Here is a 13,717-nt window from a genome sequence, read left to right as displayed (position 1 = left end):
CCGGCGCTCGACCCCGGCAAGAACCTCGACCCGCATCGCCTTGATCCGATGACTTTAACGCCAGCATTAAGGTCAGACGTCGGGCACGAGGCCCCGTCTCACAAGGCGGCTCTCACCGGAGGCGTACGTCGAAGCCCGTCGTCGACCAGCCTCATCGCGAGCGGCCGAACCGGTTCCCGGGCGCGGTCCCCGGGCCGCGACCTTGGCGGTGTTGGCCTCGCAGGCACCTGGCCTTAAGATGCGGTGGGGTACGTCGTGATACGGCGTAAGGGGGGAGCGGCAATGATCTCACAGGCAGGCGGCACGGCTGACCTCGATCGGAGCTGAAGAGCGCGGTTTGCGCGTCTCCGCTCCCTCTCATCGTCCAGGCCGACCGGTGATGCATCGCGCATCGCCGCCGAGGCTGGTCGCCCTGGCCCTGGCCCTGCTGGTCGCCGCGGGGACTCAACCCGCGCGCGCCTTCGACCTGTTCGGCCTGTTCGGCAGCGAGCCGGAGCCGCCGCCACCGAGCGCCACGGCGCTTCCGTACACGCTGCGGATCACCGGCACGGACGATTCCGACGTTCTGCGGGCCCTGCAGGACACGTCGACCCTCTATCGCCTGCGGCAGGAGCCGCCACCCGACGGCGAGGGCCTGCTGCGCCGGGCCGAGACCGACCGCGCCAAGCTCGCCGACGTCCTGTCGGGCTACGGCTACTATCAGGGAACGGTCACGATCCGGATCGACGGCGCGCCGGTGCCGGGCCAGGCGGCGTCGGCGGTGGGTGCTGCGGAGGCGTGGCGCAACCGCGGCCTCGTCCCGGTACGGATCGCGGTGGATCTCGGGCCCCTCTACCAGCTGCGCCGGATCACCGTGCGCGATCCGGCGGGCAACCCGTTCCCGGACTCCGAGCTGCCCGCGCGGGTCACCCGCATCGACGAGGATGTGCCCGCGCGCTCCGCCACGGTGCTGGCGCGGGAAGCGCAGATCGTCGACCAGTTCCGCGCGCAGGGCCATCCCTTCGCCAAGGTGATCGCGCGCGACCCCGTGGTGGACGATGCCGCCCACGTGATGGACGTGACCTTCACGGTGGCGCCGGGCCCGGTGGCCGGACTCGGCCCGGTCACGGTCAGCGGTGCGCCGGGCATCGACCCGGCCACCATCCGCTCCTTCATCTACGCCGAGCCGGGCGACCCGTACTCGCCCCAGGCGGTGGCGGCGATCCGCCGGTCGGTGGCGCGGATCGAGGGGATCGGCGGCGTGCGGGTCCGCGAGGGCACGACCCTCGACGCCGACGGGAACCTGCCGCTGTTCGTCGCGGTCACCGAGCGCGAGCGCAACCTCGTGGGCGTCTCGGCGCGCTACTCCACCGTCGACGGGCCGGGCGTGCGGGCCTACTACGCCAACCGCAACCTGTTCGGTGGCGGCGAGTCCTTCAGGGTGGACGCCGACATCTACTACCTGGGCCTCGGCAACGACCCGTTCGCCAACCAGCGCAAGCTCGCGGGGATCGGCACGAACGGCCTCGGCGGCCGCCTCTCGGCGACCTACGTCCAGCCCGCCCTGTGGGGGACGCGCAACGACTTTCTCGCCAACGCCTTCGTCACCCGAGAGGTGCAGCAGAGCTACCTCGTGGATGGCGGGGGCGTCTCGGGGGCGATCCGCCACCGGTTCTCGGACACGTTCTCGGCGCAGATCGGGCTCGACGCGCAGGCGGGCCGGTCGAAGGACGCCCTCGGCACGGTCAATTACCGGCTGATCGGCGTGCCCGCCTCGGTCACCTACGATTCCACCGACAGCCTCCTCGACCCGACCCGGGGCGTCCGGGCCATCGCGTCGCTGGCGGTCTATCCCGGCGCGATCTCCTCGCCCGGCATCGTCGTGGCCAAGGCGCAGGGCTCCACCTACTACGCCCTCGACGACGAGGCCCGCGTGATCCTGGCCGGCCGCGTCGGCTTCGGCTCGGTCTCGGGCGCGCCGCTGGGGGAGATCCCCGACAATTTCAGGTTCTTCGCGGGCGGCGGCGGCTCGGTGCGGGGCTACCCGTACCGGACCCTCGGGCCGATCGGTCCCTTCAACCTGCCGATCGGCGGCCGCAGCCTGCTGGAGGCCTCGCTCGAGGCGCGCATCAAGGTCACCGACACGATCGGCGTGGTGCCGTTCTTCGACGCGGGCACCGCCTTCGCCTCGGCGACGCCGGATTTCGACGAGAAGATCCGCAAATCCGTGGGCATCGGCCTGCGCTACTACACCGGCATCGGGCCGATCCGCGCGGACGTCGCCTTCCCGCTCGATCCCTACAAGGGCGGACACGTGCGTCCCGCCGTCCTGTATCTCAGCCTGGGGCAGGCGTTCTGAATGGTGTTCCGAACCGGACTCACGCCGCGCACCGCGCGTCCGACCGCCCGTCCCGGCCGGTGGAGCCTGGCGCTCGTCCTGGTCTGCCTCGCCCTGCTGCCCTGGACCCTCGCGGCGACGCGCGCCGACGAGGGCGACAAGTCCGTCCTCGGCGGCCTCCTGTCCCGCGCCCTGTCGACGCCCTCGTCGCGGGTGGCGATCGGCGCCATCGACGGCGCCCTGTCCTCGGACGCGACCATCCGGGACGTGGCGATCAGCGACCGCGACGGCGTCTGGCTGAAGCTCGACCGGGCCCGCATCGTCTGGCGGCGGCTCGCCCTCCTGTCGGGACGGCTGGAGGTCGACAGCCTCGAGATCGGGCATCTCGACGTCCTGCGCCGCCCGATCCCCGGACCGCCGCCGCCCGAGGCCAAGCCCGACGGGCGGCTCCTCCCGGACCTGCCGGTCAAGGTCGAGATCAAGGGGTTCAAGCTGGCCGAGCTGACGCTGGGCGAGGCGGTGGCCGGGCAGCCGGCGCGGCTGTCGGCGGAGGGCCGGGCGAAGCTCGGCGCCGCCAGCGAGGGGCTCGACCTGCAGGCGAGGGCGCAGCGCCTCGACGCGCCGGGCCGCTTCCTGCTGTCGCTGCTGTTCGTGCCGAACGGCGAGCGGCTGGAACTCAAGGCGAACCTGGTCGAGCCGGCGGGCGGCCTGCTCTCGAAGGCCGCCAACCTGCCCGGCACCCCGCCGATCGACTTCGCGCTCGACGGGACCGGGACACTGGATGCCTGGGGGGCCAAGCTCGACTTCACGGCCGGTCCCGACATCGGCGCCAGGGGCGGGGCGAAGATCTCCCGCATCGGGGCCGAGCGGCGCCTCGCCCTCGACCTCGCGGCCCGGATCGAGGGGCTGATGCCCGGTCCGGCGGCGGCGGTCTTCGCCGGCACCACCAAGCTCGACGGCGGCCTCGCCTTCGCGGATAGCGGCGCCTTCCGGATCGACCGGCTGGAGCTGACCTCCCGCACGGCGCGCCTGACGGCCGGCGGCAGCCTCACCCGCGACCGGATCGCCGACCTGACGCTGCAGGCGCGCGCCCTGCCGACGGAGGGCGACGTCACCCGGGCCGGCGAGGCCGAGATCGGCAAGCTCGTCTTCGACGGCAGCCTCAAGGGACCGCTGGCGGCGCCCACCGTCCGGGGCCGTCTCGACGCGGCCGCACTGCGCAGCCGCGATTCCAGCCTCGACCGGATCGAGGCCAGCCTCGGCATCGACCCGCAGGGCGAGCCGTCGGCGCAGCGTTTCGCCATCGCGGCGGACGGCCGGGTCGACGGCCTGAAGCTCGCCGACCCGGCCCTGCGCCGGGCGATCGGCAGCCGGGCCACCGTGACGCTCCGGGCCTCGGCCGGCGCCGACGGCGTTCTCGATATCGCGGCGCTCAAGCTCGATTCCGACACGGCGCGGGCCGCCTATGCCGGCCGGGTCGGCCAGAACACCCTGACCGGCACCGTGGACGCGGCGCTGCCGGACCTCTCCGTCTTCTCGGGCCTCGCGGGCCAGGGTCTCGCGGGCAGCCTCGACGCCAAGGCGCGGCTCAGCGGCGATCCGGCGCGCAAGGCCGTCGCCGCCGAACTCGCCGTGACGACGAGCGGCGTCGTCACCGGGATCCGCGCGGCCGACCGCACCCTCGGCCGCGCGCCGAGCCTCCAGGGGCGCGTCTCCCAGACCTTCGACGGGTACGGCTTCGACCATCTGCGCCTCGAAGGCTCCGGCGTCACCGCGACCCTGCAGGGCGAGGCGACGGCGACCCGCGCGGACGTCACCGGCAGGATCGACCTCAAGAGCCTCGCGGATCTCGACGGGCGCCTCACCGGCAGGGCGGGCGTCGACGCGCGCCTGACCGGATCCCTCGAGCATCCGGACGTGACCGCGACCCTGACGGCGCCCTCCGCCACGGCGGCCGGCAAGCCGATCCGGGACCTGCGCGTCGAGGCGGTCCTGCGGGACGCGCTCCTCGCGCCGGACGGCACGGTCCGGCTCGGCGGCGATGTCGGCGGCAAGCCGCTGACCGGCGGCGCGCACCTCGCGCGCGTCGGCGGGGACTGGGTCCTCGACCGGCTCGGCCTCGATCTCGGCTCGGTCTCCGTCGCCGGCGAGGCGACGGTCGCGGCCGACACGTGGCTGTCGGCCGGCGCGCTCACCGTGCGGGCCGGCGACCTGACGGACATCGCGCCCCTGGTCCCGGAACCGGTCGCGGGCCGTCTCGACGCCGCGCTGACCCTCGCCCGCGACGGCGGGCGCCAGGACGTGACCGTCCGCGCCACCGGGGCCGGTCTCCGCTACGGCGAGACCGCCCTCGCGCGGCTCGACGCGGACCTCTCGGGACGCGACCTGCGCGCCCACCCGGTCCTCGACGGGCGCGTCGAGGCCGACCGGCTCCTGGCCGCCGGCCAGCAGGTCGACACGATCCGGCTCCTCGCGAACGGCACGCCCGCCTTCAGCGACGTGAACCTCACCGCCCGGGCGCGCGGCTTCACGCTCGACGGTGCCGCGCGGGTCGTCCCGGCCGCGGACACGCGGATCGAGATCCAGCGCCTGTCGGCGGCCCGCGGCAACGACCGCTTCGCCCTCACCGGGCCGGCGGCGATCACCCTCCGGGACGGCGGCGCGGTGATCGACGGCCTGTCGATCGCGGCGGGCTCCGGCCGCATCACGGTCGTGGGCCGCGCCGGGCGGGATCTCGACCTCAAGGTGGCGATCCGGTCGCTGCCCCTGTCGCTCGCCCGGATCGCCGCACCGAGCCTCGCCCTCTCGGGGACCCTGGACGGGGAGGCGGATCTCCGCGGCCCCGCGACGCGGCCGGAGGGGCGCTACGCGGTCAGCGTCGCCAAGCTCGTCGCCCCGCAGACGCGGCAGGCCGGCTTGCCGGCGATCGACGCGACCGCCAAGGGCACGCTGTCGGACGGGCAGGCGAGCCTGGACGGGCGGGTCACGGCCGGGCGCGGCGTCGCCCTGACGGTCTCCGGGTCGCTGCCCGTGGAGGCCGGGGGTCCGCTGGACCTGCGCGCGCGCGGGACACTCGACGCCGCCCTCGCCAATTCCCTCCTGAGCGTCGGCGGCCAGAGCGTCACCGGCAAGATCGCCATCGACGGCGGCGTCACCGGCACGCTCGCGGCGCCGCGGGCCCAGGGCGCGGCGGTGCTGAGCGGCGGGAGCTTCACCGATCCGCTGAACGGGCTCCGCTTCACCGGGATCGAGGGTCGCGTCACCGGCCGCGGCGACAGCGTCGTGGTCGAGCGCCTGACCGCGACCGCCCGCAACGGCGGTCAGGTCTCCGTCACCGGCCGCGTCTCCCTCGCGCCCGACTTTCCGGGCAATTTCCACGTCGTCGCCGACAAGGCCGAACTCGTCTCGAGCCCGCTGATGACGGCCGTGTCGAGCGTCGACATCACGCTGGCGGGGCCGCTGGCGCGGACGCCGCGGATCGCCGGCCGGGTGAACGTCGTGTCGATCGACGTCGCGGTTCCGGACCGGCTGCCGGCCACCATCAGGCCGCTGCCGGGCGTCCGCCACGTCAACACGCCGCCGGCCCTGAAGGCGCGCCTGGCGCAGCGGGCGGAGCGGAAGGCCGCGACCCGGTCCGGGCGACGGGGCGGGAAGCCGGCCGTCCCGTTCGACGCCACCCTCGACGTGACGATCGACGCGCCGAGCCGCATCTTCGTGCGCGGGCGCGGCATCGACGCGGAACTCGGCGGTGCGCTGCGCGTGACCGGCACCTCGGCGTCGCCCAACGCCAACGGCGCGTTCTCGCTGCGGCGCGGACAGTTCGAGCTCGTGGGCCAGCGCCTGGATTTCAGCCGCGGCCGGCTGACCTTCGCCGGCAGCCTGACCACGCCGGAGCTCGATTTCGTCGCCGAGACCAAGGCCACCGACGTGACCGCCCGCATCGCGGTCTCGGGCTTCGCGGACGCGCCGCAATTCTCCTTGACCTCGGATCCGGTCCTGCCGCAGGACGAGATCCTGTCGCGGATCCTGTTCAAGAAGGCCTCGGCCGGCCTGTCGCCGTTCCAGGCGCTGCAGCTCGCCCAGGCGGTCGCCCAGCTCTCGGGGGGCGCCGCCGGTCCGGACGTGTTCGAGCAGGCGCGCAAGAGCCTCGGCCTCGACAGCCTCGACGTCTCCACCGGCGCGAGCGGCGGGCCGGCGATCGGCGCCTCGCGCTACATCTCGGATCGGGTCAGCGTCGGCGTGAAGGCCGGGGCGAAGCCCGCCGACACCGCCGTCGGGGTCGACTTCGACGTCACCCGCCGGATCAAGCTGAAGGGCGAGGCCGGGACCGACGGCCGCACCAGCCTCGGCGTCGGCGCCGAGTACGAGTGGTAGCCGGCACGGTCACACAGCCGCCCGTTCCACCGCGCCCGCGGGGCTGCGGGATCGACACGCCCGGTCAATGGTTTAGGTTCGGGACGAGCGGCCGCCAGGGCCGCCGATCGGGCGGGAAACACCACGGGCGATGGACGAGCTTTTCGAGACCGATGACGATCCGCCGGTTCCGGAGGGCGGCCTGCTCCGCAAGCTCCCGATCATCAACAGGCGGGGCCTCCACGCCCGCGCCTCCGCGAAGTTCGTGCAGACCGTGGAGCGCTACGACGCCGCCGTGACGGTCACCCGGGCCGGCGAGACGGTCGGCGGGCGCTCGATCATGGGCCTGCTGACGCTCGGCGCCGCCATGGGCACACGCATCGCCGTCACCGCCGTCGGCCCGGACGCGGAGAGCTGCCTCGACGCCATCGAGGCCCTGCTGGCCAACCGCTTCGGCGAGGACGAGTAGCGTCTAGGCCGTCGCCTTACCCGGCCACGCGCAGAGGTCGGAGACCGGGCACCGGGGGCAGGCGGGCTTCCGGGCCGTGCAGATGTCGCGCCCGTGCCGGAACAGCCAGACATGGGCGTTGTCCTTGAACGCGTCCGGCACGATTCGGGCGAGGCCGTCGGCCACCGCGTCGACCGTCGCGCCCGGGGCGAGGGGGATCCGGTTCGCGATCCGGAAGATGTGGGTGTCGACCGCGATCACCGGCTCGTGGAAGGCGAAGTTCGCCGTGACCTCGGCGCTCTTGCGGCCGATCCCCGGCAGGCGGCGCATCTCCGCGGCGCTGCGCGGGACGGCGCCGCCGTGCTCCGCGAGCAGGACCGCCGACAGCCTGACGATGTTGCGCGCCTTGGAGGGCCCGAGCCCGACCGGCCGGACGATCTCGGTGATCCGGGCCTCCCCCAGGGCCGCCATGGCGGCGGGATCGCGGGCCTCGGCGAACAGCGCGTCCGCGATCCGCGAGACGGTCGGGCCGGTGGACTGGGCCGAGAGCAGCACGGTCACGAGCAGGCGGAACGGGTCGGTGCGGTCGAATCCGGCCTTCGGATCCGGGTCCCGCTCGGCGAGGCGCGCGAGGATGGCGGCCACCCGGTCGGCCTCGCCCGCCCCGCGCGAGCGCGGCACAGTCCGTGCGGCCGCCTTCCGGCGCGGAGCGGGTCGAACGCCGTGGGGCAGGTCGCGGGTCATGTCGGCCAGCTAGGGTTCGCCGCCCCCGTCGACAGGCGCCCCGGACGCGGCGGATTGACCGCTCACCGACCACTCAGGCCCGGGCGCAGCGCCAGGGCACCGCGTTGGCGCCGGCGCACAGGTGGAGCGTCCCGGCGACCACCGCGCCGGCCCGCCGGCGGAACTCGACCCGCAGCGCGCCGCGGCGGGCGAACAGCCGGGTGACCACACGCACCAGCGACGCCTCGGCCGGGTCGGCGATGATCGGCCGCGCGGCCGTGCGGGCGTCGAGGGCGAGGAAAGTCTCGACGGCGTCGCGGACCGCTTCCGGCTCGGTGACGGCGAGCATCTCGGTCTCCGCGGGCTCCCAGCCCTCGGGACGCACGCCGAGCAGGTTCCCGGCCGGGATCGGCCGGGAACGCGCCGGGCGGCTGGCCGCCAGGACGGGGCGCCGCGGCTCCGGATCCGGGGCGGGCGCGGACTGGCCGACGAGACGGAGCGGGCGGCGCAGCGCCCCGAGCCGCTCCCGCAGCGCCCGGTCGACGGCCTCCGCGGCCGCGCGCTCCACGAGGGAGGCCGCGTCGGGCTCGGCGGGCTCCCAGGGCCGGGCGCGGCGGCCCCAGACCGGATGCGGCATCGCCAGCGGGACCACGCCGCGCAGGGTCTCGTGGCCGTCGCGCGCGTCGCGGCTCCAGGCGAGGGCGACGGCGACGGGACGACCCGCCGGGCGGTGCTGGGCGAGCGGGAGGAGGTGATCCGGGTCGCGCAGCGGGTCGGTCACCGCGTTGCGCACCAGCATGGCCCGCCACGCGGCGACGGAAGCCGCGTCGACGGCACCGGGTCGCCGCAGATCGACCCGCCAGGTCCCGGTCTCGGCGCGATCCTCGGCGCCGTCCTCGGCACCGGCTCCGGCTTCCGGATCCGACGCGCGGTCCGGCCGCTCGGTGAGCCCGCCCTGTATCACGGTGAAGCGTCGCGCCATCCGCGTGTCCTGCCTCTCGACGACCCGTCCCGATCCGGGACGATCCGGCGCCTCCGGGGCGCCCTTCGCGTCGAGGGCTTCAAGGACGGTGCCGACCGCCGGCGTCAGGGGCCGGGGATCGCCAGGGGATTGTCGGTGAGGGCGGCGGCATCCGGCGCGTCGACCCGGGGGCGGCCGAGGAATGCGTCCCAGAGCTGGCGCACGAAGGCCGGATCGAGGTCGCGCAGGATCAGCACGAGCCGCGAGGTGTGGTCGGGATCCGGCCAGGCCGGGAGGGTGACCGGCGCGTGGAACACGTGCTGGACGCCGTGGACGACGAGGGGACGCTCGGGATCGTCGGCGAGGGCGACGAGGCCCTTGAGCCGGAGCAGCTTCGGCCCGTGGCCGGAGCGCAGGAGATCCATGAACATCTCGAAGGCGGGGCGCGGCACGGGCGCCGCGCTGGTCAGGCAGATCGCCCGGATCGACGCGTCGTGGCGGTTCACGTCGGCGTGGTGGTGATGCGCCTGCTCCAGGGCCGCGTCGCCGAGCCACGCGCGCACGTCGGCGGTCTTGCCGTCGAGGCCGAACAGGCCGCCGAGGAGCGTGTCCGCGGGGGCGTCCGGCGCGACGATCGGGGCGGCCGGGTTGAGCGCCGCGAGGCGCGCGCGGATCCCCGAGAGGTCGCCCGCGAGGTCGGCTTTGGTCAGCACGATCCGGTCGGCGACCGCGGCCTGCCGCAGGGCTTCCGGATGGGCGTCGAGGGTCGCGGCGCCCGCGGCCGCGTCCACCACCGTCACCACGGCCTGGAGACGGTACCGCAGCACCAGATAGGGATGGTAGATCAGCGCGTGCAGGATCGGCGCCGGATCGGCGAGGCCCGTCGTCTCGATCACGACCCGGCGGAACGGCCGGATCCGGCCGTTGTCGCGCTTGCGCAGCAGATCCTCGAGGGTGGCGATCAGGTCGCCCCGCACCGTGCAGCACAGGCAGCCGGCGCCGAGCAGGATCATGTCCTCGTCGACGGTCTCGATCAGCAGGTGGTCCAGGCCGATCTCGCCGAACTCGTTGACGATCACCACCGTGTCGGCGAGCGCGGGATCGCGCAGCAGCCGGTTCAGCAGGGTGGTCTTCCCGGCTCCGAGGAAGCCGGTGAGCACGGTCAGCGGGATGGGCTCCGGGCGGCGCGGGTCCGGAGCGGGGGCGGAAGACTCTGACAGAGGCGGCGACATGGGCGACGAAGTGGGGTGTGGCGGCCTCCGCGGCAACGCGGCGGCCGCACGGACACCCGCGCGGACCTACTCGTCGGCCGCCGCCTTCTTGGCGGCCGGCTTCCTGGCCGGGGCCTTGGCCGCCGCCTTGTGGGACGTCGTATCGGCCTTGGCGGGCGACGGCTTGTGGGCGGCCGCCTTCGGAGCCGGCTTGGTCAGGCCCTTCCCGGGCTTGGCCTCCGGCATCCCGGGCGTGACGTCCGACGTGTAGGCGCTGGCGTTCCGCGGCACGCCGTGGCCCGGCTTCGCGGCGACCTTGGGAGCGGATTTGGCGGCCGCCTTCGCGGCCTCGGCCCGCTCCAGGCGCGCCGCGCGCGCCTGCTTGGCCGCCTCCAGGGCGGCCGCGCGCTTGGCCTTGGCGGCCTCGAGCTTGGCGGCGCGAGTGTTGGCGGCGGCCGCCTTCTGCTCGGCCTCCTGCGCCTCGAGGATCTGCTGGCCCTCGGCCGGGTTGCGACCGACCCAGACGGCGATCGGCTGGAGCGGCGCCCGCGGCGGCAGGGACCGCGCCCGCAGGGCCGGGTTGGAGAACGCGGCGAGCGCCAGCGCCGGCGAGTTCGCCGCCGAGCCGCCGATCAGCTGCGCGGCCGAACCGGGGGCGCTCAGCGCGCCGGGACCGTCCTCGATGGCCGGGGGCTTCTTGCCGCCGCACACGAAGGGACGCATGTCCGGCGGCGCCGGGATCGCGGAGGCCGGCAGCGCGTCGAGGGTCGGGCTGGTCCAGCCGGCGCTCTGGCCGAAGGCGTAGTCGAACAGGTCGGCGGTCTTCACGTCGCGCTCGCGCGGGGTCGGCTGCCCCATCACGATGGTGACGATCCGCCGGCCGTTGCGCGTGGCGGTCGCCACGACGTTGAAGCCGCCCGAGCAGATGAAACCCGTCTTCATCCCGTCCGTGCCGGGATAGCGCCCGAGCAGGCCGTTGTGGTTCGCCATCACGGCGCGGCCGAACTGGATCGCCGAGATCGAGAACAGGTCGTGGGAATCCGGGAAGTCGCGGATCAGCGCCCGGGCGAGGACCGCCATGTCGCGGGCGGAGGTCCACTGGCGCGGGTCGGGCAGGCCGTTCGGGTTGAACCAGCGGCTGTCGTGCATGCCGATCCGCTGCCCGGTCTCGTTCATCAGCGCGGCGAAGTTCTCGACGGATCCCCCGAGCGACTCGCCGATCGCGTAGGCGACGTCGTTCGCCGACTTGACCATGATGATCTTCAGGGCGTTGTCGAGGGTGAGCTGCGTGCCCGGTTTGAAGCCCATCTTCGACGGCGGTTCCGCGGCGGCGGCGGCCGAGATGGTGATCATCGAGTCGAGCGAGACCTTGCCCTGCCGGACGAGGTCCAGGGCGACGTAGGTCGTCATCAGCTTCGTGATCGAGGCCGGGTACCAGGGGTCGGTCGGCGCCTGCGCGTAGATGACCTTGCCGGAATCCACGTCGGCCACGAGGATCGGCACCGTCACGGCGTTCGCGGCGCCGATCCCGACCAGGCCCGCCCCGAGCAGACCCGTCAGCGCCGCAAGCCCGACGGTGAGGCGTCGGTAGAGAGAAGAGGACATTCGAGCCCGACTCGTCAGAGGATCGCCTGGATCGACGCCCTGGGGGCGTCGGATTTCCGGCCGGCCAGCCGGAGAGCGGCGCAGCCCGGTCGGCCGAAAGGCGATCGCCGGACTGCATCTCGGCATGAACGAGCCTACCGTGGCAAGAGCAAGGCGAGATCACATCGCGGGTCTGCACGGCGCGGTTGTCGGTGGCCCGCGCGGGCGGCACGGCTTATGTGCAAGACGGGCGCGCAAGCCGGATCGCGCGCGACGGTGACTGGGACGGTTGTGGCTTACGCGGTCAAGGAGATCTTCCACACGCTCCAGGGCGAGGGCGCGCAGGCGGGCCGTGCCGCCGTGTTCTGCCGGTTCGCCGGATGCAACCTCTGGTCCGGGCGCGAGGCCGATCGCGCCGCCGCGGCCTGCCGGTTCTGCGACACCGATTTCGTCGGGATGGACGGGGAGGGCGGCGGGCGCTTCGCGGACGCGGCCTCCCTCGCCGACGCGATCGCCGCCACCTGGGCGGGCGGCACCGCGAACCGCTACGTTGTCTTCACCGGCGGCGAGCCGCTGCTCCAGCTCGACACGCCGCTGATCGAGGCCGTCCACGCGGCCGGGTTCGAGATCGCCATCGAGACCAACGGCACGCTGCCGGCGCCCCCGGGGATCGATTGGATCTGTGTCAGCCCCAAGGGGAGCAACGCTCTCGCACAGGTCTCAGGCCACGAGCTGAAGCTCGTCTACCCGCAGGCGGACAACGATCCCGCGGCCTTCGTGGATCTCGCCTTCCAGCACCGCTTCCTCCAGCCCATGGACGGCCCCGACCGGGTCGCCAGCACCGAGGCGGCGATCGCCTATTGCCGCCGGGACGCCCGCTGGCGGCTCTCTCTGCAGACCCACAAGATGATCGGCATTCCCTGAGAGGCCTGGATTTGGTCCCGGGATTGGGTTCGGACGAAGTGATCGCCAAGCCGGTGCCGCACGAGGCGCCGGTCCCCTCTCCCGTGCGGGAGAGGGGGTTACGGCGCGGTTGTCTCGACCGGGATCGCCGTCTCTCCGAACCGTCAGGACGCGATCGGGGACGGCACTACCTGACGATAGCCCTCCGCTGGGCGCGCGCCGCGCGGATCGCCGAGCGCGCGAACCGTCCGCCCGCGCGCGGCGGATCGGGATCCTGGCCGTCCAGCACGGCGCGGCGCAGGGCCACCAGCGCGGGATCGCCCCATCGGTCGAGGACGCGTCCGAACGCGGCGTGGCGCCCGGCATCGAACGGGACCGGTCGCCCGGCCCCGTCCCGCGCGGGATGGGCCGGATGCAGCGTCCCGCAGGGGATCCAACCCGGCGGGATCGGCGCGGTGGCCGCGTGCGTGCGTGCGAGTCGCAGGAGTTGCGGCAGCAGGTGGCACCGCGGCCCGGGCCCCGCGGCCGCCCGATCGGCCTCCGACGCGAAGACCTCGACACGACCGATGCGGGTGATGACGATCTGGTCCAGGCCCGAGATGACAGCGGACGGCATCGCCGCGGCGCCGGCGGCGAGGAGCGGACGGCCCGCCAGCGCCCGCAAGCGGGCGATCCGCGCGGGGTCGGCGGTCCGGATGCAGGCATCCGCGGCGCGCAGACCGAGGCCGAGATCGAACAGGCGCGCGGCGCGGTCCTCCGGCCGGATTGCCGCCTCGTCGGGACCCAGTTCGGTCAGAACGGTGCGCCGGCCCATCGCGCAGGCGGCCTCGGGAAGGCAGAGCGCGACCGTCTGGCTCCAGCCGTCGGCGAAGCCGGTCTCGTAGGCGAACGGCCTGAGATCCGGATGCGCCCGGACCGCGAGCGCGCCGCGGGCCGTGCGGAGCCCGATCGCGTCGTCCTCGAGGGGCCGTGCCGGCTCGTCGGGTTCCCGCGCGAACACGGCGGCGGCTCCGTAGCCGCCGAGGCTCCACGTGCAGGCCGGATCGGCCAGCTGGGCACGCAGCAGGCCGCCCACCGCGGGTCCGGCTCCGCCCGTCATCGGCTCCCCTCGTGCACGCCACCGCAGCCCGCACGCCTTGACACGGACGGCGAATGACCGGAAGTCGCGGTGCATCACCGAGGTTGTGGTCGGCGAGGCGGGCGCGCGATCCGGAACG

The 13,717-nt window shown here is 74.3% G+C and carries 9 protein-coding genes; 4 read left to right on the top strand and 5 right to left on the bottom strand.

Going from position 1 to position 13,717, the window contains the following annotated elements; genetic code table 11:
- Positions 1-379 precede the first annotated feature (379 nt).
- From ACLBX8_RS25385 to ACLBX8_RS25375, 3 genes are all read left to right on the top strand, one after another.
- Positions 380-2,338, top strand: a complete 1,959-nt coding sequence (locus tag ACLBX8_RS25385; RefSeq protein WP_447715926.1) for an autotransporter assembly complex protein TamA — start codon at positions 380-382, stop codon at positions 2,336-2,338.
- Entirely contained in the window at positions 2,339-6,691 is a 4,353-nt protein-coding gene (locus ACLBX8_RS25380; RefSeq protein ID WP_447699623.1) for a translocation/assembly module TamB domain-containing protein, read from the top strand.
- Positions 6,692-6,821: 130 nt separating this feature from the next.
- Positions 6,822-7,139 (top strand): HPr family phosphocarrier protein, encoded by a 318-nt coding sequence (locus ACLBX8_RS25375; RefSeq protein WP_091681076.1) that lies wholly within the window; start codon positions 6,822-6,824, stop codon positions 7,137-7,139.
- A 3-nt stretch (positions 7,140-7,142) separates the two neighbouring features.
- Here the strand turns inward: ACLBX8_RS25375 and ACLBX8_RS25370 are convergent, their stop codons facing one another.
- From ACLBX8_RS25370 to ACLBX8_RS25355, 4 genes are all read right to left on the bottom strand, one after another.
- Positions 7,143-7,862, bottom strand: a complete 720-nt coding sequence (locus ACLBX8_RS25370) for an endonuclease III domain-containing protein (RefSeq protein ID WP_091681077.1) — start codon at positions 7,860-7,862, stop codon at positions 7,143-7,145.
- Between the two features lie 73 nt (positions 7,863-7,935).
- Positions 7,936-8,823 (bottom strand): GNAT family N-acetyltransferase, encoded by an 888-nt coding sequence (locus ACLBX8_RS25365; RefSeq protein WP_447699624.1) that lies wholly within the window; start codon positions 8,821-8,823, stop codon positions 7,936-7,938.
- 104 nt (positions 8,824-8,927) lie between these two features.
- Positions 8,928-10,034 (bottom strand): CobW family GTP-binding protein, encoded by a 1,107-nt coding sequence (locus tag ACLBX8_RS25360; RefSeq protein WP_447699625.1) that lies wholly within the window; start codon positions 10,032-10,034, stop codon positions 8,928-8,930.
- Positions 10,035-10,100: 66 nt separating this feature from the next.
- Positions 10,101-11,618: a serine hydrolase gene (locus tag ACLBX8_RS25355; protein WP_447699626.1), complete on the bottom strand. Its 1,518-nt coding sequence runs from the start codon at positions 11,616-11,618 to the stop codon at positions 10,101-10,103.
- 270 nt (positions 11,619-11,888) lie between these two features.
- On the opposite strand from ACLBX8_RS25355, the gene queE reads away from it, so the two are divergent.
- Positions 11,889-12,521, top strand: a complete 633-nt coding sequence (queE, locus tag ACLBX8_RS25350) for a 7-carboxy-7-deazaguanine synthase (protein ID WP_447682113.1) — start codon at positions 11,889-11,891, stop codon at positions 12,519-12,521.
- 166 nt (positions 12,522-12,687) lie between these two features.
- Here the strand turns inward: queE and ACLBX8_RS25345 are convergent, their stop codons facing one another.
- A complete protein-coding gene (locus tag ACLBX8_RS25345) occupies positions 12,688-13,599 on the bottom strand; it encodes a DUF6925 family protein (RefSeq protein ID WP_447699627.1) in 912 nt (303 codons plus the stop codon).
- Between the last annotated feature and the right edge of the window lie 118 nt (positions 13,600-13,717).

This window comes from Methylobacterium sp. D48H (assembly GCF_053345715.1).
The sequence above is the reverse complement of the archived record's forward strand: the minus strand, read 5'-3'. Positions and strand labels throughout refer to the sequence as shown.